This is a genomic window from Janthinobacterium sp. NFX145, assembly GCF_049810325.1.
GTDB classification, from domain to species: Bacteria; Pseudomonadota; Gammaproteobacteria; order Burkholderiales; family Burkholderiaceae_D; genus Janthinobacterium; species Janthinobacterium rivuli.
The window spans coordinates 5507609-5526021 of sequence record NZ_CP187360.1 but is presented as its reverse complement, the minus strand read 5'-3'; the positions used below and the strand labels follow the sequence as shown (position 1 = coordinate 5526021).

Sequence of the window (18413 nt, the reverse complement as noted above, 5' to 3'; positions counted from 1 at the left end):
CAAAAGCCAGGGATGTCCCTGGCTTTTTTTACGTCCCGATTTTAGTTGGCGCTTAGTCCAGGTAGTCGGAATACTCGCGCTGCGCGTAGTTCTGCAAATTCGCCCACGGCTGCGCCTTGCTGACGGTCGGCTGCAGCTTGACGTCGACCCGGCGATAGAAGGTATTCGCGCGGTCGCCGCTTTCGATGACCAGGGGAATCTGCTTTTGCTCATCCCACAGGATGCGCTGGAACACGCCATTCTTTTCCACTTCGCGCCAGCGCGCCCCCGTCACGGTCGACGCCTGTTTCGACAGCGGCATGGCGGCCACCAGTTTCGGGTCCAGCAGGTAAAAACTGTTTTCCCAAGAGCCGTCGAAATTGACGTTTTCGTACTCGGCCTTGGGGATGGCGACGACGATCTTGTCATGCGCATCGATGTATTCCACGCGCACGGTATTCTTTTCCAGCATCACGTGGCGCGGGATCAGCACGGGATTGAAGTGCTTGTGTTCATGCTGCGTGGCCTTCAGCGCCACTTTTTTGTTGTCGCCGTGGTTGTGGCCCGCATGCGCATCGGTCGGCGGCGCCAGTACGCGCTCGACCCACACGTGGCCGGGGCGGCGCAGCATCTTTTCTTCGTAGCGGCTCTCGCGCGTCACGCCTTCCGGCGTCAGGACGCGGCTGTAATAGGTGATGCCCAGGTCCAGGTCGGCAGGAGCGGACGGCGTGGCAGGGGCGGCTTGCGCGCTGGCGGCAAAGCCGGCGGCGAGGAGGACGGCGATCAGGGACGATTTCATGGTGTTGCCTTTACGTGCAGAGGGGCGGAGGGCTCGCGCCATCCGCCCCGGTGGGGTTGCCGTGTTGATGTGGATCAGAAGCCGAACGCCGCCTTCAGCAAGTCAAACACCTTGGTGTTGTCCAGGGTGCCCTTGAAAGGTTTTGCGCCGGCGCCCGTGGCCAGCAGCTTGACGTCGCCGCCGCCGTGGGTTTCGCTGGCCAGACGCACGCCTGTTTCTTGCAGGTAGTTGTCTTTCAGGGCCGTGGCGCTGTCGACGTTGCTGCGCAGGGCAGGGCGGTTCGGGCCATTGCCGAACACCAGGGTGGTGTAGGTATTGCCATCGGCATCCTTGCTCGGCTGGTTATCCTTGTAGCCGCGGTTGATGTCGAGGATATTGTTGCCGCGCTTGCCATAGCCGTTGAAGGCCAGGGTGTGGTCATGGTCGGCCGTGACGACGATCAGGGTATTGGCCAGGGTCGGATCGGTTTCCTTGATCTTGGCGATGGCGGCCTTGATGGCGTCGTCGAAGGCGATGGTGTCCGTCAGCGCGCGCTTGGCGTTGATGCCGTGCAAGGCGTGGTCGATGCGGCCGCCTTCAACCATCAGGAAATAGCCGTTCGCGTTTTTCGACAGCAAGTCGATGGCCTTGAGGGTCATTTCCGACAGGCTAGGCTGGGTCGCGCCTTCGCCCAGCGGTGGCGTGGCCGTGCGGTCCAGTTCATATTCCAAGTGGCTGCGGGTGCTGTACAGGCCGATGAATTTTTTCCCGCTAGGTGCCGCCGCCATTTCCGCTTTCGTCGCGGCCACGGTGTAGCCCTTGGCGGCAAATTCCGTCAACAGGTTGCGGCCATCGGCGCGGCCATACTTGTTGCTGGCCGACCAAGGCGTGAAGTGGTTGCGGCCGCCGCCCATCAGCACGTCGACGCCGTCGCCCAGCGCCGTGTTGTAGCCCGTGCCGCCTGGCGTCGCTTGCGCGGCGATCGCGTATTGCGCATTGCGGTTGCAGATGTGCGAGAACGTCGTCGCCGGCGTGGCATGCGTCAGTTCCGTGGTGGTGATGGCGCCGACGGCCTTGCCCTTGGCTTTCGCCAGTTCCAGGATGGTTGGCGCGCTCTTGCCGCCGGCCGGGCAGTTGTCCACGCCCAGGTTGCCGTTGGCGTCGCGGCCGGGCTCTTTGGCGACCGTCTCCTGCGCCATCGAGATGACTTCATTGTTCATCTTGACGCCGGTCATGTAGGCGGCCATCGATGGCGCGCTGTCCGTCGTTTGCGCATCGTTCGAGAACGTCTTGATGCGCGCCGTGCGCTCCAGCGTGTCCATCGTCAGGCTGCCGTTTTCGCCGTATTGGTAGATGCGCGACGCCGTCACGACGGACGGGCCCATGCCGTCGCCGAGGAAGAAGATGACGTTCTTGGCGTCGGCGGCGTAGGCGCTGGCAACGCTGGCGGCCACGAGCGTGGTCAGCAGCGACAGTTTCAAGGCGGATTTCAATGCTGGTTTCATATGCTTGTCCAATTCTTGTCTCTTGGGGATTACAGACCGCCGGCCGTCTTGACCAGGCCGAATACTTTGGTGTTGTCGATGGTGCCCAGGAAGGTTTCCGAACCCTTGCCGATGGCGCCCAGGAAGACGTCGGTGCCGCCGTGGGTTTCATTGCCGATGGCCGTGCGGATCACCGCTTCCTGATGGTAATTATTGGCGCTGGTGACGGTTTCATCGAGGCTGGCCATGGCGGCGCGGCTCGATTGGGTGCGGTTTTCGCCATTGCCGAAGCCGATGATCGAATACGGTGCACCGTCCAGGTCTTTTTCGACCGCGCCAGTGACGTAGTTCTTCACCACGCCCAGCACGCCAGGGTTGCCGGCAGCCGTCTTGCCCGTGCGCTTGGCGTAGCCGTTCAGTACCAGGGTGTGGTCATGGTCGGCCGTGACGACGATCAGGGTATTGGCCAGGGTCGGGTCGGTCAGCTTGGCTTTCTCGATGGCGGCCTTGATGGCGTTGTCGAACGCAACCGTGTCTTGCAGCGCTTTCTTGGCCGTCGTTTCGTGCAGCGCATGGTCGATGCGGCCGCCTTCGACCATCAGGAAGTAACCCTTCTTGTTCTTGGCCAATACGTCCATGGCCTTGGTGGTCATTTCCGCCAGGCTCGGTTCCTTGGCCGCATCGCGGTCCAGGTCGTAGCTCATGTGGCTGGACGTGAACACGCCGAACAGGCGCTCCGTCTTGGCCGCATCGACGGCCTTGAAGTCGGTGGCGTTGTTGGCGACCGTGTAGCTTTTGGCCTTCAGTTCGGCGACCAGGTCGCGCCCGTCGGAACGCTTGCCGCCATCCTTGAACGGCTTGAAGAATTGCGCGCCGCCGCCGAGGACCACGTCCAGGCCAGCGGTGCCCAGCGCGCTGTTGTAGCCGGTGCCTCCCGGTACCAGGGCCGCGGCGATATCGTTTTCCAGGTCGCGGTGGCAGATGTGCGAGTAGGTGGCGGCCGGCGTGGCGTGCGTCACGCGCGCCGTGCTGACGACGCCGGCGGCAAAGCCCTTGGCCTTGGCCAGTTCCAGCAGGGTGGTGGCGGGCGTGCCGTTGCCGGTGCCGCATTTGTTGACCAGCTTGTTGCCGTTCGTATCCGTGCCCGGATCGATGGCGACCGTATTGGCCGACATCGAGATGACTTCATTGTTCATCTTGACACCGGTCATGTAGGCGGCCATCGATGGCGCGCTGTCCGTCACTTGCGCGTCGTTCGAGAAGGTTTTCACGAAGGCCGTTTCCGGCAGGGTATCCATGGTCAGCGCACCTTCTTCGCCCACCGAATAGATGCGCGCGGCCGTCATGGTGGTCAGGCCCATGCCATCGCCGAGGAAGAAGATGACGTTTTTCGGTGGTGCTTCGACCACTGCCTCTTCTTTTTTTGCATCGCTGCCGCAGGCGGCCAGCATCAGGGTGATGGCGACGCTGCAGCCAGCGACGGAAATTTTTCTGCGTGTCATGTGGTTCATCCGGCTAGGTTGGAAAGAGCTGGCAAGATAACAATCCAATGTGACGCCATCATGACGCTGTGACACATTTGGCCACGCCGGTGCGCGTCCCCCGGTCGTGTTGTTTTAGCGCACGTCCTCGATAGAAAAGTACATCGTACCGCGTAAGGCCGCCGCTGCCCGCCTGTGAGCGCAGGGCTGGCCGCGAGGTGGTGGTGGGCAGTCGATATCTATATTCCGTAACAACACAGTATTTTGAAGAAATTTAGGACTAGTCTTATTTTCAATATAGGGGATGTGAGGCAAGATAGAACTGCAAGTGCTTTTTTCTTGTAATGCCGTTTTAACATCCGAAGAGTGGCATGAAAGTAAGTGATTTTCATGCTTCATGCAAAAGTGGGCGCTTAAATCATTCTTTGTAGGTCGACCATTTTAAATAAATTGATCAGTGCATCAGATGTAATTATATTTTAATGGTTTAAGTCTGATTTAAATTTTCGTTAATTTTATGGGATTACTCCTTCAAGTGAAGGTGTTAAAAAAGGATTAAAGATGCAAGTATTGACTATGGATGAAGTAATGATGGTGTCTGGCGGTGATCGTGGCGATGCAACTGCTGGAGGCGCTGTTAATGGTGCTGCGGCTGGTGCTGGCGCCAGTTATGCTATCGCACGTGGTGCTGGTTATGGTATGCGGGCCGGACTTGGTTTGGGCGCGTTAGGTATGATTGGTGGTGCTGTCATTGGTGGTGGAATTGGTTACATCGCTTATCGTATAGCAAACTAATATAATTAACGAAGTTGCACGGTGAGCATGCTGCAGGGCATGCTCATTTTAGGAGAAATAAATGATTGACAATGATTTAAAAAAACATAACATTTCAGGATTCGTTATATTCATTTTAATCATTGTATTTTCATCTGCTAGTCTTCCCGCTATATTTGGGAAAGCAGTCACGGTATCTCCGATGTTGATATTTGTAATGGTGATTCTTAGCAGCTTGCCACATTACATAAAGCCAAAAAATAAAAAAGTGGATGATGAAGCATTAATTTTTGGCAAGATTTTTTTTATAAATTTATCGATCTCTGCATTCCTTTCTATTTTGGCGATATTCATATATAAATTTGCACTTACATTTAATTAGATAGTTATAATTTTCTAACAGCGGGTTGAATAACTTGACGGAAAGTTAGCGGATGCAGCAGCAACCATCCCATGGCCAGGTAAATCATGTTTCCGACACGTCAATGCGCTGTTCGTAGTCGTGCACCAGGCGCCGGTAACGCATCAGCCACGCGAACGTTCGCTCGACCACCCAGCGCGTTGGCTGAACAGTGAAACCTTGCTGCCCCTGCAGGCGGCGCACGACTTCGACAGTAAAGTCGAGAAACGCGGCCTTGTCCATCAACTGTCTGCGATCGTATGCTGCATCCCCAAACAGATGATTTACCCATGGCCAGCGTTTGATCAAACCATCAAGCACCATCTGTGCACCAGTGGAGTCGGCAATGTCGGCTGGCGTCAAGTTGATCGCCAGCAAGCGGCCATCTGTGTGACTGCAGTGTGACTGCAATATGACGTTTGCGCCCGCTGAGTTTCTTGTTGGCGTCATAACCTCGTTCGCGCGCCGGGGGCCTTCACGCTCTGGCTATCGATAATGCCAGCACTTGGCAGCACCTCCCGCTCATTGCACAAGCGATCCCGCATCAGCGCCAAGTCATGAATGGTACGAAACAGCATGCGTCGCATCAGCCGCCGAAACCAGTAATAAACTGTCTGATACGGCGGGAAATCATTAGGCAGCATGCGCCACTCGCACCCGGATCGCAACATGTAACGCAGCGCATTGATCACTGCGCGCAAATCCGTCTTGCGAGGCCTTCCCGTCTTCGCTTGCTTTGGCAACAGCGGCGCGATCAGGCGCCACTCTTCATCTTTCACATCCGTGGGATAGCCACGTTTGAGTGCCGTCCTCACCTGCTGATGCCGGCTTCGATTCTCTTGCGTCCACATCGTCAATCGCTCCAAAACATCAGGATGCTTTGACCCGAAAGTTACTATGAAGTTTTTAAACCGTCACATGTACGCATTGATTAATTGATCAGACGCCGCGCACGCCGGACAATCTTGCTGACGCCGTCGAGTGCAACGAGCAGGTGCTGCTGATGTGGCATGGCGAACTGGCGGAGTAATGGCGGCATGCAGTGGCACGGCAGTTTTCATTCATCCGAATTAAGCAATAAACTATTGCGCTTTAACGGGTTTTTCTACCGAACCGAGCAACGTAAGATGCAGTCATCCTAATCATCTTGTGAAGGCAGATCATGTTCACCAAAACCATCAGCAGCGTTCTCGTTTCCACCGTGTTTGCCGTCGGCGCCGCCTCGGCCGCCGCCAGCGCCCCCCTGACCCTGGAAGTCTTCAACCCGGGCGAAGCGGCCATCTTTCCCGTCGCTTCTGTATTGGTTGCGGGCAAGCATGACGCCGTGCTGATCGATGCGCAGTTTTCGCGCGCCGAAGCGCAAAAGCTGGTGGAAAAGATTCGCGCCAGCGGCAAGAAACTGACGACGGTATATATCAGCCACAGCGATCCCGATTTTTACTTTGGCCTCGACGTGATCAAGGCGGCTTTCCCGCAGGCAAAGATCGTCGCCACGCCGGAAACGGTCGCGGAAATTCGCCGCAAGGCCGACGCCAAAGTCGCCTACTGGGGCCCTATCCTGAAAGACAATGCGCCGAAAAGCATCGTCATTCCGGAAGCGTTGACGGGCAAGCGCATCAGCCTGGAAGGCCAGTCGCTGGACATCGCCGGCCCGACGCCGGCGCGCACCTATGTGTGGATTCCATCGATCAAGGCCGTCGTCGGCGGCGTGGTGCTGTTTGGCAACTTGCACGTGTGGACGGCCGATACGCAAAGCCTGCAATCGCGCCAGGACTGGCTCAAGACCCTGGACGGCATCGCCGCCCTGAAACCCGTCACCGTCGTGCCGGGCCACTTCAAGGTCGGTTCGCCCCTGACGCCGGACAGCATCGGTTTTACGCGCGACTACCTGGTGACGTTTGAAGCGGAAACGGCCAAGGCCGCCAATTCGGCCGCCCTGATCGAGGCGATGAAAATGCGCTATCCGAAGCTGGGCCTCGATGGCGCTTTAGAGACCAGCGCGAAAGTGGCGAAGGGTGAGATGAAATGGTAAGCGGCAACCAGGAAACCGGCACGCCCACACTGCACTACATTTTCGACCCGCTGTGCGGCTGGTGCTACGGCGCCGCCCCGCTGGTCGAGGCGGCGCGCGCCGTGCCCGGCCTGACGGTGGCCTTCCACGGCGGCGGCATGATGACGGGCAGCAATCGCCGCCAGATCACGCCCGCATGGCGCGGCTATGTGCTGCCGCATGACCGGCGCATCGAGCAATTGTCAGGCCAGCCATTCGGCGATGCTTATATGAATGGCTTGCTGAACGACACGACGGCCATGATGGATTCCGAACCGCCGATCACGGCCATCCTGGCAGCGGAAGTCCTGGCTGGCAAGGGCTTGGACATGCTGCAGCGCGTGCAGCGCGCCCATTACGTGGACGGCTTGCGCATCGCCGACCTGCCCGTGCTGGTGACCCTGGCGCAAGAGCTGGGCATGGATGGCGCCGCCTTCCAGGCCGAGTATGCGTGCCAGGCGGGCGCCGCCACGCAGCGGCATATCGACGCCAGCCGCGCCTTGCTGGCGCAGGTGGGCGGACAGGGCTTTCCCACCTTCGTGCTCGACGATGGCAGCGGGAAATTGTCCGTGATCGATATCGGCGGCTTTTTGGGCCAGCCGGCGAAGTTGCAGGCGCAGCTCGGTGGCGTCTGCGATGAACAAGGTTGTGCATTGTAAATATCTATCGGATCGATAAAATCAATTAGCTTTTCCTTTGTTGTTGACCTCGTTACACTGCTTCCATTAGTCAACAACGAAGGAAAAGCAGCCATGAGTCAACAGCCGCCATTCAGTACCGCCTCGGGCATTCCCGTCGCCGACAACCAGAATTCCATCAGTGCCGGTCCTCGCGGCCCGCTGCTGCTGCAAGACTTCCACCTGATCGAAAAACTCCAGCATTTCAACCGCGAGCGCATCCCCGAGCGCGTCGTGCACGCGAAAGGTTCGGGCGCCTACGGCACCTTTACCGTCACGCACGACATTTCGCGCTACACCAAGGCCAAATTGTTTGCTGAAGTGGGCAAGCAGACGGCCACCTTCGCGCGCTTTTCCACCGTCGGCGGCGAACGCGGCAGTGCAGACACGGAACGCGACCCGCGCGGTTTCGCCGTGCGTTTCTACACGGAAGAGGGCAACTGGGATTTGGTTGGCAACAACACGCCGATGTTCTTCATCAAGGACCCGATCAAGTTCCCCGATTTCGTCCACACGCAAAAGCGCGATCCGCAAAGCAACTTGAAATCGGCCGAAATGATGTTCGATTTCTGGAGCCATGCGCCGGAAAGCTTGCACCAGGTCACCATGCTGTTCTCGGACCGGGGCACGCCGGACGGCTACCGCCACATGGATGGCTTCGGCAGCCACACGTATAGCCTGATCAATGCCGACGGCCAGCGCGTGTACGTGAAATGGCACTTCAAGACGCGCCAGGGCATCAAGAATTTACCTGCGGCGGAAGCGGGCCGCCTGGCCGGCGCCGATCCCGATTACGCCCAGCGCGACCTGTTCGGCGCCATCGAACGCGGCGATTTCCCCCAGTGGGAAGTCAAGCTGCAGGTGGCAACACAAGAACAACTCGATGCATGGGAGCAGCGCACGGGCTGGAACCCGTTCGACCTGACGAAAGTGTGGCCGCACGCGGACTTCCCGCTGCTGCCCGTGGGTATTTTCGAGCTGAACCGCAATCCGGACAATTACCACGCGGAAGTCGAGCAGGCAGCCTTCTCGCCGGCCAACGCCGTGCCTGGCATGGGTTACTCGCCCGACAAGATGCTGCAAGGCCGCTTGTTCGCCTACCATGACGCCCAGCTGTACCGGGTCGGCACGAATCACCAGCATCTGCCCGTGAATGCGGCCCGCTGCCCCTTCCACAACCAGCAGCGCGACGGCGGCATGGCGATTCACAATGGCAGCTCGGCAAAGAACTACGCCAACGTGGCGGCGGCGGGCACGCAGCCGCAAGGGCTGGGCCACGGTGAACCGGCGCTGGCGCTCGATGGCGGCGCGGCGCGCTATGATGGGCGCGGTGTGGAAGACGACTTTACGCAAGCTGGCAATCTGTTCCGCTTGATGTCTGACCAGGCGAAGCAAAACCTGTTCGTCAACCTGGCAGGTCCCCTGAGCCAGGTGCGGCCGGAAACCTTGCAGCGTCAACTCGGCCACTTCGACCGGGCCGATGCGGCCTACGGCGCCGGCGTGCGCGCCGCCTTGCAGGCTCGCGGCTGACCGTGTAAGCGGATGTTGCAGGCGGAACAAGTGTGTTCCGCCTGTTGTTGATGCAGCACAAATTAGAATGGGATACCAAATATTGCCGTATGGACATATTTGCCTTCCATGCGTAGACTTGTTGGTCTGATGATCGCGCCGCCTTCCTGGCGGCGTCCTGACTAGAAAGTCTTGCAATATGAATATGGCGAAGCTGTCGGTGCATGGGGACGACCCCACGCTCAAATCCATCCTCGAAGTCTTGCCCACGGATCCGGAGCGGCAATGGCGCAAGGGCGAGGCGAAGGGCGCGAATCGCGTGCATCTCGATTCCGGCTTTGAAGTGCTGATTGCGCAGGCGCCGAAATCGCAAGTGTTGCCCTCGCGCATACGTAGCTATCTGGCCGAATGCCGCTCGCGCGGCGTCAGCTTCACGATGCCGCGCATCGTGGCCGAGCTGCAACTGGAACTGAACGGCGACGATACGCTCGACTCGCCGCTGGACCTAAGCCTGGCCGACATGCAGCATTTGACGGAAATGGGCATCAGCCTGAGCCTGGTGACGCGCCGCGCCGCAGTCTGATGAACGCCTGATATTCAAAAAAATGGCCATCTGTTCAGGGTGGCCATTTTTCGTCATGGTTCTTCGAGCTCGACGGTGACCATATTGTCGTCCGGCTTGCGGTCGATCAGCTTGTTGTCGGGATCGATGCCCGCCTTGCCTGGCCGGCTGCCGACGATGACGGTGTAGCTCGCCTCGCGCGCCGTCATGCGCAGGCGTTCGCGCAGCAGCGGATGGTCGTTCGCGTCGTCGACGCCGATCTCGATCCAGTCGTGCAGGGGCGCATCGTGTTCCTCTCCCTGTTCGCCTGCCGTCAATTTGCTGGCCTGCACCTTGACGGTGACGGCGTACTTGCCATCGCTGCGTTTGGTGGCCGTGGCCGACAGGGCGCGATTGTCGAACAGCACGATTTTCTCGAACAGGTCGTCGATCAGGTAAGCCTGCTCGGGCGGCGTGACCAGGCGCAAGCCCTGGACCAGGGCCGTCACGCTGGCATACGGCGGGCCTTTCTGGCCATGGGTCTTGAGCAAGTCGCGCAGTACGCCGTTGACCTTGTCTTCGCCGATGATATCTTGCAGCAAGTACATGGCCAGGCTGCCCTTGTGGTAGTGGATGTAGGCCTGGTTTTCATTCTCGGCCAGCGGCAATTCCTTCTTGCGCTCTTCGCTGCGCCCCATCAGGTATTGATTCAGGTCATAGCGCAGGAAGCGGCGCATCTTGGCCGGCCCTACGCTTTTTTTCATCACCATCAGGGCCGAATATTCGGCCAGGGTTTCGCTGAGCACGGTAGCGCCCCGCGTATTGCCGCCCACCAATTGATGCGCCCACCACTGGTGCGCCACTTCATGTGCCGTGACGTAGAACGGATAGTCGAGGTCCTTGGGGTTCTTGTCGTCCACCCTGGCGATGAAGCCCAGCCCTTCCGAATACGGTATCGTGTTCGGGAACGATTGCGCGAACGTGGCGTAGCGGGGGAATTCGACGATGCGCAGGATCTTGTGCTGGTAGGGGCCGAAGTTCTTCGTGTAGTACTCGAGCGCTTCCTTGCTGCCGCGCACGAAGCGATCAAGGTTGTACTCATGGCCAGGATGGTAGTACACGTCGATGGCCACGTCTTGCCAGCGCTCGTGCCTGACGGCATAGCGGGCCGACTGGAAGGCGTAGAAATTCAGGATCGGCTGCTCCATCGTGTAGTGGAAGTAATGGCGGCCCTTGGCGATCCAGTCGTTGTCCAGCATGCCCGGCGCGATGGCCGTCTGGCCGTCGACGGTGCTGACGGTGGCGTCAAAGTTGATGCGGTCGGCGTCGTTGCTGACGTAATTGTCGGCCAATCCCTTCGCATCGTCGCGCGGCAAGGCCCGTTCGCGCGCGGGCAAGCCGTGTTTCTTGCGGTCGCGCGGGTCCGTCAATTCCTGCTGCGGCTGGTAGCCGATGTGCGGCAGCACGGCATTCGTGAAGAAGGTGCCGTTGGCCACCACGGGCGTGTCCTGGCCCAGGCCGAAGATGCCGCGCGGCGCGTAGCGGACGTCGAAATCGAGGCCCAGAGTGGCGCCCGGCGCCAGCGGCGCGGCCAGGCGGTAGCTGTAAAAGCCCAGCTTGCCGTCATCGAGGCCGGGATGCACGCGGGCATCGAAACGCAGGCGCATGGTGGAGGTCGGGTCTTGCTGCACAAAAATGTGGCTGATCGGCAGGCTGGTCTTGTTTTGCAGCACATAGCGGCCCGTGACGGTGAGGCTGCGCTGCGCCGGGTAGATCGCCACGTCGAGTTTCACGTCGGTGATTCTCGGTTGCGGCGTGGCGGCAAACTTGCGGTACTGGCGCTCGATGCTGGCGCGGTCCGCATCGCGGGAAAATTCGGACTGGTAATCGTTGGCCACGTGGAAAACGTAGAACAGCACGCCGCCGGCGCCGAGGAAGATCAGGGCGCCGCCGGCAAAGCTGGCCAGCACGCCCTGCGTCAGGCCGTGGCGCGCCAGGCGCAGGCGGATGCGCCAGCTGTCCTGCGCGCCGCGGGGCCAGAACAGCAGCGACAGCACCGTCAGCATGACGGCCGCGCCGCTCCAGTACAGCAAGTACCAGCGTTCGCGCAACAGATAGTGGCCGGCGCCGTTCATGGCCGAATACACGAAGTCTGGCGTGTTGCCGTACAGCAGCAGCGGGTCGCCCAGGCCCAGCGAGGAAAAGCTGATGCTGGCGATGTGGTACAGGATCATGGCGAAATACGCCAGGTACTTGTGATTGATCAATACCTGCAAAAAGATGGCCAGCACGGCGATCAGCGCATAGTAGGGCAGGTGCGACAGGAACAGCGATTCCAGGTACAGGCCGGGGTCGAGGCGGTAATAGCCCTTGAAGACCTGGATCGACATGCCGCACAGCATGATGACCAGGCTCAGCAAGGCTTGCAGGCCGATCAGCGCAAACAGTTTCGACAGCAGGGGCAGCCAGTTCGGCACGGGCAGGGCGTCGAGCATCAGATACGTGCCCGCCTCGCGTTCGCGCCACACCAGCTCGCCCGCATAGAAAGTGGTAATGACCAGCATGAACAGGGCGAACGAGGCGTTGACCATGTCCAGCACCTTTTCCGTCACCGGATAGGTATTCGTGCCGTAAATGGAGCCCATGTCGAGCGCGCCCGCATACATGGTCAGCACGCCGGCCAGCACGATGACGACAAAATAGATGTTCTTGATGGTTTCGCGCAGGTTCAGCCAGCTCATCTTGACGAGCAGGGCGGCCAGATTGCGCTGCGCAAAGTCCGGTGTTTCCTGCGTCGACAGCGAGGCGTTCGACAGGCGCTGCGGCGCCTCGCCCTCGCTGCGGCGCTTGCCGGCGCCTGCGTCCGTCGTCGCGTGGAACTGGAAGCGCCAGTAGCCGAGCAGCAAGGCCACGAGGGCGAAGCCGGACCAGATGGCGCGGTTCAGCAGGTACACGCCTTCCAGGGTGACCAGGCGCGTGTTGCGCTCCGCATTCGGCCAGTATTCCGTCAGGCGTATCAGCGCCGTGGTGCCGAAGGGGTCGATCAGGGCGGCCAGGGTCTTGTAGTCGAGGTCGCGCGCCAGCGACGGCGCCACCAGATAGCCGATTAGCATGACTACCGAGCTGATGTACACGGGCAGCATGCGCCGCGTCAGGGCCGCGATGACGAAGAAAATGGCGCCGAAGATGAACAGATTCGGCAGCAGGGTAAACACATACGGCATCAGGTAGGCCAGCGCCCGCTGCGGCCCCAGCCGTTCCGGATCGATGCCGGGCAGCCAGGCGCCCAGCCAGGCGCCGATGACGATGCTGGAAAACACCACCGCCAGCACCAGCCAGGCGCCGAGGAAGCGGCCAAACACATACTGGTATTTTTTGATCGGCGCGCTGAAGAAGAAATGCTGCATGCCGTATTCGAAATCCTGCTGCACCGAACGGCCCATCATGGCGGCCACGACCACGGCGCCGAAGCAGCCCAGCACGCTGCACGTAAAAGCCAGCGAGCGCGGTGCGTTGATCAGGAACTTGCCGCCGAAACTGATGCTCGCTTCCTTGAAGACGCCGCCGGCGGCAGCCATCCACAGCATCGCCAGCGCCAAAAACATGATGAAATACACCCAGGTGGACAGCAGCTTGAGCCGCTGTCGCGCTTCAAAGCGGGCGATGGCAAACATGGCCGCCCCCTCAGTCGCACTGCGGGGCGACGCGGTGGCGCCCGGCAATGGTGGCGAAATACAGGTCTTCCAGGTCGCCGATGGCTTCCTCGAAGCCGTCGCCCGGGTCGTCGTCGCTGTAGACGTGGATCAGGGTGCGGCCCGACAGCAAGCGTGTGGAAATGACGGCGTGGCGCTGCTGGAAGCTGGCCAGCTCTTTCTTTTCGACAAAACGCGCCCAGATCTTGCAGCTGACTTCGTCGATCAGTTCCTGGGTCTTGCCGCACAGCAGCAAATGGCCCTTGTTGATGATGGCCATGTTGGCGCACAGGTCGGCCACGTCGGACACGATGTGGGTCGACAGGATCACCGTCTTGTCTTCGCCGATGTCGGACAGCAGATTATGGAAGCGCACGCGCTCCTGCGGGTCGAGGCCGGCCGTCGGTTCGTCGACGATGATCAGTTTCGGGTCGCCCAGCAGCGCTTGCGCGATGCCGAAGCGCTGGCGCATGCCGCCGGAAAAGCTGCCCAGGCGCTGGTGGCGCACGTCGAACAGATTGGTTTGCTGCAACAGGCCATCGACGACCTCGCGCCGGCGCGCCCGCTGCGACAGCCCTTTTAACGTGGCGAAGTGGTCGAGCAGTTCGTAGGCCGTCACTTTCGGGTACAGGCCGAAGTCTTGCGGCAGGTAGCCCAGCATGCGGCGGATCTCGTCCTTGTCGTCGAGCACGTCGTAGTCGCCGAAGAAGATGGAACCGGAATCGCATTCCTGCAGGGTGGCCAGGGTGCGCATCAGGGTCGACTTGCCGGCGCCATTCGGGCCCAGCAAGCCAAACATCCCGGGCGGTATCGTCAGCGACACGTTATCCAGCGCCACCACGCCATTCGCGTAGGTCTTCGACAATTTGCGAATCTGCAATTCCATACAACTCCTTGCTCATGCTGTTGCGGCCCCATGCTGCGGAGCTTATCTATGCTGGCATTGTATTGAATTTAAGACGTGCTGGGCAGTTGCATGCGATACACGGCATTTTCACGTGCCCAGAGTGCGGATGGGCGGGGTGGACGGCACCCCGCCGCAAGCCATTTGCAGGTTTAATTTCGGAAAAGTACCGATTCGCGGTTAAACCACCAGCGGCACAGCATCAGCAGGGCGCCCGCGATCACCGTGGTCGAGGCCAGGATCACGCCGAACATGCGGTAATCCATGGTGCCCTTGACCAGTTCCTTCATGGCCAGCGACACGTTGGTGAGCGGCACCATGGCCCACATCCAGTTCAGCTCGACGCCGGGCAGCATGGCCGCCACCGTGGGCAGGATGACGAACAGCATCAATGGCGTGATCATGCCGGCCGCTTCCTTGTAGCTTTTTGCGTAGATCGAGATCGACAGCAGCAGCGAGGCGAAGATGGCGGCCGTCGGCACCAGCATCAGGGTCACCATGGCCAGGTCGGGCAAGCCGATGCTGCGCACCATGACGGCCATGTTGCCTTCCAGCGAACTGCCGAAGATGGCCAGCAGGGCGCCCATGCTGCCGACCATCAGCACGGCCGAGGTCATGCCCACCGTAAACAGCACGAGGAACTTGGCCAGCACGATGGCGCTGCGCGGCACGGGCGCCAGCAGCAGGGTTTCCAGGGTGCCCCGTTCCTTTTCGCCGGCGCCCAGGTCGATGGCCGGATACATGGCCGCCGTCAGGCACACCATCAGCAGCAGATACGGCAGCATGCCGCCGACGATGGCGCCCATCTGCTCGCGTTCGTTGGCCGTCGATTGCTTGTCGAGCACGATGGGATTGAGGGCAAAGGCCAGCTGGGCCGGGCTCAGGTTCAGGGCCGACAGCGCGCTTTCGCGCAGGCTGGCGTTATACGCCTCGACGATCTCGCGCACCCGCTGCTGGGTCACGTCGACCGTGCTGGCGCTGTTGTAGTGCAACACCACCTTGGCTTGCTGCTGTTGCTGCAGCGCCTCTTCAAACCGGGGCGGAATGACGACGGCGAACTTGATCGTGTCGTCGCCGATGGCGCGGCGGATGTCGCCCTCGCTGGCCAGCGGCACTTCGCGCAAGTTGTGCTGCTGGGCAAAACGCGCGCTCAGGCCAGGCGAATGGTCCTTGCCGAACAGCGCATAGCGCATTTCCGCCGTCTTGGCGTTCTTGAACATATTGCTGGAAACATAAGCGAAGCCGCCAAAGATCAGCGGCATGGCAAAGATGGGGATGAGAATGGTGAAAATCAGCGTCTTGCGGTCGCGCGTGAGTTCCAGCAACTCTTTCAGATAAATGGTCCACATGGCTCAGGCTCCCTGGTTGATGACGCTGACAAAGGCGTCGTACAAGTCCGCGCTGCCGCCCAGGTGGCGCAGTTCGTCGACCGTGCCATTGAAGGCGGTGGTGCCGCGGTTGATGATGCAGACGCGGTCGCACAGCTTTTCCACCTCGTGCAGGTGATGCGTGGAAAAGATCAGCGGCACGCGCAGCGCCTTGTAGCTGGCGATGAAGTCGAGCAGGATCTTGGCCGACATCACATCCAGCCCGGTGGTCGGCTCGTCGAGGATCACCACTTGCGGCTCGTGCACGACGGTGCGGGCGATCGCGCACTTCTGCTTCATGCCCGTCGATAATTGATCGGCCCGCTTGGCGCCGTACTCCTCCATCTGCAGCAGGGAGAACAGTTCGTCGCAGCGGCGTTTCAGCTTGTCGGCCGGCATGCCGTGCAGGCGGCCAAAGTATTCCACGTTCTCGCGCGCCGTCAGGCGGCCGTACAGTCCCGTCGAGCCGGACAGGAAACCGATGCTCTGGCGCGCCACCAGCGGTTGCTGCAGGACATCGACGCCGTTGACGAGGGCGCTGCCCGCGTCCGCTTGCAAGGCCGTCGACAGCAGGCGCAGGGTGGTGGTCTTGCCGGCGCCATTCGGCCCCAGCAGTCCCAGCACTTCGCCGGGGGCGCAGCTGAAACTGACGTCGCGCACGGCGTGAAACCAGCCCTCATGTTCGCGCGGATCGCTGACGTGCATGGCCTTGCCTTTGTGGGGCGGCATGCGGAAACGTTTTGCCAGGTGCTTGACCTCAATCATGTGCTTCATCCATTTAACGGTGAAGAACGAGAGTAGCATGCAAAAAATGTAACTTGCAAGGTGGAAATATCGTTTGGTCTATTGAAAAAAACAGCATCTTCATGCAAGCTGGCCCGGTGGGCGCCGGCGGACGGCGCGGGAGAGCGCAATGCGAACGATCGATCAGGCGATGCAGGACAAGGTACTGGCCGTAGCCCGCGCCGGTATGACCAGTGCCGAAGCCATCGGTTTCTTCCGCGTCAGCCTGGGGCTGTATTACCTGGCCGGCCTGATGACGGAGGAAGCGCTCGACTTCAAAGAGATAGACGCGAAATACAACCGTTTCATTTACCACTCGCTAGGTGGCGGGCACAGCATCGCCAGCGTGCTGCAATTCATGAGCGGCGAGAAAGTCTTGCGCGTGCTGCAATCGGAGCGTTTTCGCGCCGCGTTTGCCGAGTTCTGCCCGGACATCCCCGTCGACAGCATTTCTTTCCTGATTTCACTGAACCTGGGCGTGGCGAAAAGCCTGTCCGGCCTGGACGCCGTCGGCCCCGTGGTGGACTGGATCGAGCAGGAAAAAGCGCGCACAAGTCAATAAAGCCCCGTTCACCCTGCGCGCGGCGTGGGGACTGCCGGCCCTGATCGTCCTATAATTCATGCTTTACTACTCATGAGCATAGCCACGATGACCGCGAACCGCCATTTTGACCCCCTGGATCGTTTGATTGTTGGCGCCGACAAGGCCCTGCGCGTCATGGCGGGCGTGGCCTCGGCCTCTCGCCCCACGCCGGCCGCGCATGCGCCCGATGCGGAGCTGAGCCCGGCCGAACAGCGCCACAGCGCCGGCTTGATGCGCGTCAACCATGTGGGCGAAGTGTGCGCGCAAGCCCTGTACAACTCGCAGGCGCGCTATGCGCATAGCCCGGCCATCCGCGCCCAGTTCGACGAAGCGGGACGCGAAGAGGAAGACCACCTGGCCTGGACGGCGCAGCGCCTGACGGAGCTGGGCTCGCGTCTGAGCCTGCTCAATCCCCTGTGGTATGCGGGTTCGTTTGCGCTGGGCACCATCGCCGCGCGCATGGGCGACGGCCGCAGCCTGGGTTTCGTGGTGGAAACGGAACGCCAGGTGGAAGCGCACCTGGCCAGCCACTTGCAGGAATTGCCGCCGCAGGATGCCAAGTCGCGCGCCATCGTGAAACAGATGGCCATCGACGAAGTGGAGCACGGCGCCGCCGCCCAGCGCCTGGGCGCCATCGATACCCCGGCGCCCGTGAAGGCGCTGATGGGCATCATGGGGAAAGTGATGACCAAAACGGCTTACTACATCTGACAGGTCGGCGTAGGTCGGATTAGGCCGCCGGCCGTAATCCGACAACATTGTTGGCGCTTGTAGTGTCGTCGGATTACGCGGGGCCTTGCTCCGCTAATCCGACCTACTCCTCGATGATTTCGAAGGAATGCGTAATCTCCGCCGTCTTGGCCAGCATGATCGACGCCGAGCAATATTTGTCATGCGACAAGGCCACGGCCCGTTCCACGGCCGTCGGTTTCAGGGCCTTGCCCCGCACGGTGAAGTGGAAGTGGATCTTGGTAAACACTTTCGGATCGGTGTCGGCGCGGTCGGCCTTCAGGGTCACTTCGCAGCCACTGACGGCTTCGCGTCCGCGTTTCAGGATCAGCACCACGTCATAGGCGGTGCAGCCGCCCGTGCCCAGCAAGACCATTTCCATGGGGCGTGGCGCCAGGTTGTGGCCGCCGCCATCGGGCGCGCCATCCATGGTCACCAGGTGGCCGGAACCCGTTTCTGCCCGAAAACTCATGCCCGACGGGCCATTCCAGCTGACTTTGCATTCCATCGTACTCTCCGAAAATTGTAAGCGTTTTGTATTGTAATAGAGGAATGCTCATCCATGTGCCGGCCGCCGGCCCGCAGCCGGCCTCGATTGCGGCTTGACGCGGCAAGGCAAAGCCGCTTATACTTGTCGGCTTTCCGTTCGCTCAGGAAAAGTAAATAAGGCAGAGTCCGCATG

The 18413-nt window shown here is 60.5% G+C and carries 16 protein-coding genes and 1 pseudogene; 8 read left to right on the top strand and 9 right to left on the bottom strand.

Annotated features, from left to right (window positions below):
• Positions 1-52: 52 nt before the first annotated feature.
• The 3 genes from ACPJXG_RS24735 to ACPJXG_RS24725 form a co-directional block, all read right to left on the bottom strand.
• Entirely contained in the window at positions 53-778 is a 726-nt protein-coding gene (locus ACPJXG_RS24735; RefSeq protein ID WP_425252608.1) for a hypothetical protein, read from the bottom strand.
• Positions 779-852: 74 nt separating this feature from the next.
• Positions 853-2262 (bottom strand): alkaline phosphatase, encoded by a 1410-nt coding sequence (locus ACPJXG_RS24730; protein ID WP_416208792.1) that lies wholly within the window; start codon positions 2260-2262, stop codon positions 853-855.
• A gap of 29 nt (positions 2263-2291) precedes the next feature.
• Positions 2292-3743 (bottom strand): alkaline phosphatase, encoded by a 1452-nt coding sequence (locus ACPJXG_RS24725; RefSeq protein ID WP_425252607.1) that lies wholly within the window; start codon positions 3741-3743, stop codon positions 2292-2294.
• A 540-nt stretch (positions 3744-4283) separates the two neighbouring features.
• On the opposite strand from ACPJXG_RS24725, the gene ACPJXG_RS24720 reads away from it, so the two are divergent.
• Both ACPJXG_RS24720 and ACPJXG_RS24715 read left to right on the top strand, forming a co-directional pair.
• A complete protein-coding gene (locus ACPJXG_RS24720; protein ID WP_152598841.1) occupies positions 4284-4517 on the top strand; it encodes a bacteriocin in 234 nt (77 codons plus the stop codon).
• A 61-nt stretch (positions 4518-4578) separates the two neighbouring features.
• Positions 4579-4878, top strand: a complete 300-nt coding sequence (locus ACPJXG_RS24715) for a hypothetical protein (protein ID WP_152598842.1) — start codon at positions 4579-4581, stop codon at positions 4876-4878.
• 4 nt (positions 4879-4882) lie between these two features.
• On the opposite strand, the pseudogene ACPJXG_RS24710 reads toward ACPJXG_RS24715, so the two are convergent.
• Positions 4883-5747 (bottom strand): annotated as a pseudogene (locus ACPJXG_RS24710) (IS5 family transposase).
• Between the two features lie 311 nt (positions 5748-6058).
• Between ACPJXG_RS24710 and ACPJXG_RS24705 the strand changes: the two are divergent.
• The 4 genes from ACPJXG_RS24705 to ACPJXG_RS24690 all read left to right on the top strand — a co-directional run bounded on the left by ACPJXG_RS24705 (position 6059) and on the right by ACPJXG_RS24690 (position 9715).
• Complete coding sequence (locus tag ACPJXG_RS24705) at positions 6059-6928, top strand: MBL fold metallo-hydrolase (protein ID WP_176389141.1); 870 nt, start codon at positions 6059-6061, stop codon at positions 6926-6928.
• Positions 6922-7605, top strand: a complete 684-nt coding sequence (locus tag ACPJXG_RS24700) for a DsbA family protein (protein WP_425252606.1) — start codon at positions 6922-6924, stop codon at positions 7603-7605. The genes ACPJXG_RS24705 and ACPJXG_RS24700 overlap by 7 nt, the downstream gene beginning before the upstream one ends.
• 93 nt (positions 7606-7698) lie before the next feature.
• Positions 7699-9153, top strand: a complete 1455-nt coding sequence (locus tag ACPJXG_RS24695; protein WP_425252605.1) for a catalase — start codon at positions 7699-7701, stop codon at positions 9151-9153.
• Positions 9154-9331: 178 nt separating this feature from the next.
• Entirely contained in the window at positions 9332-9715 is a 384-nt protein-coding gene (locus ACPJXG_RS24690) for a hypothetical protein (RefSeq protein WP_425252604.1), read from the top strand.
• A 53-nt stretch (positions 9716-9768) separates the two neighbouring features.
• Here ACPJXG_RS24690 and ACPJXG_RS24685 read toward each other — a convergent pair whose 3' ends face one another.
• The 4 genes from ACPJXG_RS24685 to ACPJXG_RS24670 all read right to left on the bottom strand — a co-directional run bounded on the left by ACPJXG_RS24685 (position 9769) and on the right by ACPJXG_RS24670 (position 16401).
• Positions 9769-13347 (bottom strand): ABC transporter permease/M1 family aminopeptidase, encoded by a 3579-nt coding sequence (locus tag ACPJXG_RS24685; protein ID WP_425252603.1) that lies wholly within the window; start codon positions 13345-13347, stop codon positions 9769-9771.
• 10 nt (positions 13348-13357) lie between these two features.
• Complete coding sequence (locus tag ACPJXG_RS24680) at positions 13358-14251, bottom strand: ABC transporter ATP-binding protein (RefSeq protein ID WP_035824559.1); 894 nt, start codon at positions 14249-14251, stop codon at positions 13358-13360.
• A 170-nt stretch (positions 14252-14421) separates the two neighbouring features.
• A complete protein-coding gene (locus ACPJXG_RS24675) occupies positions 14422-15618 on the bottom strand; it encodes an ABC transporter permease (RefSeq protein ID WP_035824561.1) in 1197 nt (398 codons plus the stop codon).
• A 3-nt stretch (positions 15619-15621) separates the two neighbouring features.
• Positions 15622-16401, bottom strand: coding sequence for an ATP-binding cassette domain-containing protein (locus ACPJXG_RS24670; RefSeq protein WP_035828613.1), 780 nt, complete (start codon positions 16399-16401; stop codon positions 15622-15624).
• Between the two features lie 148 nt (positions 16402-16549).
• Between ACPJXG_RS24670 and ACPJXG_RS24665 the strand changes: the two genes are divergently transcribed.
• Both ACPJXG_RS24665 and coq7 read left to right on the top strand, forming a co-directional pair.
• Positions 16550-16981 (top strand): hypothetical protein, encoded by a 432-nt coding sequence (locus tag ACPJXG_RS24665; protein ID WP_035824565.1) that lies wholly within the window; start codon positions 16550-16552, stop codon positions 16979-16981.
• Positions 16982-17068: 87 nt separating this feature from the next.
• Entirely contained in the window at positions 17069-17713 is a 645-nt protein-coding gene (gene coq7 / locus ACPJXG_RS24660; protein WP_035824568.1) for a 2-polyprenyl-3-methyl-6-methoxy-1,4-benzoquinone monooxygenase, read from the top strand.
• A 103-nt stretch (positions 17714-17816) separates the two neighbouring features.
• On the opposite strand, the gene ACPJXG_RS24655 is transcribed toward coq7, so the two are convergent.
• Positions 17817-18239: an OsmC family protein gene (locus tag ACPJXG_RS24655; protein ID WP_034749235.1), complete on the bottom strand. Its 423-nt coding sequence runs from the start codon at positions 18237-18239 to the stop codon at positions 17817-17819.
• Positions 18240-18413: the final 174 nt, after the last annotated feature.

What these genes read in the sequence shown, in the direction of transcription:
- ACPJXG_RS24735 (WP_425252608.1), bottom strand. Translation starts at nt 778, where the DNA reads ATGAAATCGTCCCTGATCGCCGTCCTCCTCGCCGCCGGCTTTGCCGCC.
- ACPJXG_RS24730 (WP_416208792.1), bottom strand. Translation starts at nt 2,262, where the DNA reads ATGAAACCAGCATTGAAATCCGCCTTGAAACTGTCGCTGCTGACCACG.
- ACPJXG_RS24725 (WP_425252607.1), bottom strand. Translation starts at nt 3,743, where the DNA reads ATGACACGCAGAAAAATTTCCGTCGCTGGCTGCAGCGTCGCCATCACC.
- ACPJXG_RS24720 (WP_152598841.1), top strand. Translation starts at nt 4,284, where the DNA reads ATGCAAGTATTGACTATGGATGAAGTAATGATGGTGTCTGGCGGTGAT.
- ACPJXG_RS24715 (WP_152598842.1), top strand. Translation starts at nt 4,579, where the DNA reads ATGATTGACAATGATTTAAAAAAACATAACATTTCAGGATTCGTTATA.
- ACPJXG_RS24705 (WP_176389141.1), top strand. Translation starts at nt 6,059, where the DNA reads ATGTTCACCAAAACCATCAGCAGCGTTCTCGTTTCCACCGTGTTTGCC.
- ACPJXG_RS24700 (WP_425252606.1), top strand. Translation starts at nt 6,922, where the DNA reads ATGGTAAGCGGCAACCAGGAAACCGGCACGCCCACACTGCACTACATT.
- ACPJXG_RS24695 (WP_425252605.1), top strand. Translation starts at nt 7,699, where the DNA reads ATGAGTCAACAGCCGCCATTCAGTACCGCCTCGGGCATTCCCGTCGCC.
- ACPJXG_RS24690 (WP_425252604.1), top strand. Translation starts at nt 9,332, where the DNA reads ATGAATATGGCGAAGCTGTCGGTGCATGGGGACGACCCCACGCTCAAA.
- ACPJXG_RS24685 (WP_425252603.1), bottom strand. Translation starts at nt 13,347, where the DNA reads ATGTTTGCCATCGCCCGCTTTGAAGCGCGACAGCGGCTCAAGCTGCTG.
- ACPJXG_RS24680 (WP_035824559.1), bottom strand. Translation starts at nt 14,251, where the DNA reads ATGGAATTGCAGATTCGCAAATTGTCGAAGACCTACGCGAATGGCGTG.
- ACPJXG_RS24675 (WP_035824561.1), bottom strand. Translation starts at nt 15,618, where the DNA reads ATGTGGACCATTTATCTGAAAGAGTTGCTGGAACTCACGCGCGACCGC.
- ACPJXG_RS24670 (WP_035828613.1), bottom strand. Translation starts at nt 16,401, where the DNA reads ATGATTGAGGTCAAGCACCTGGCAAAACGTTTCCGCATGCCGCCCCAC.
- ACPJXG_RS24665 (WP_035824565.1), top strand. Translation starts at nt 16,550, where the DNA reads ATGCGAACGATCGATCAGGCGATGCAGGACAAGGTACTGGCCGTAGCC.
- coq7 (WP_035824568.1), top strand. Translation starts at nt 17,069, where the DNA reads ATGACCGCGAACCGCCATTTTGACCCCCTGGATCGTTTGATTGTTGGC.
- ACPJXG_RS24655 (WP_034749235.1), bottom strand. Translation starts at nt 18,239, where the DNA reads ATGGAATGCAAAGTCAGCTGGAATGGCCCGTCGGGCATGAGTTTTCGG.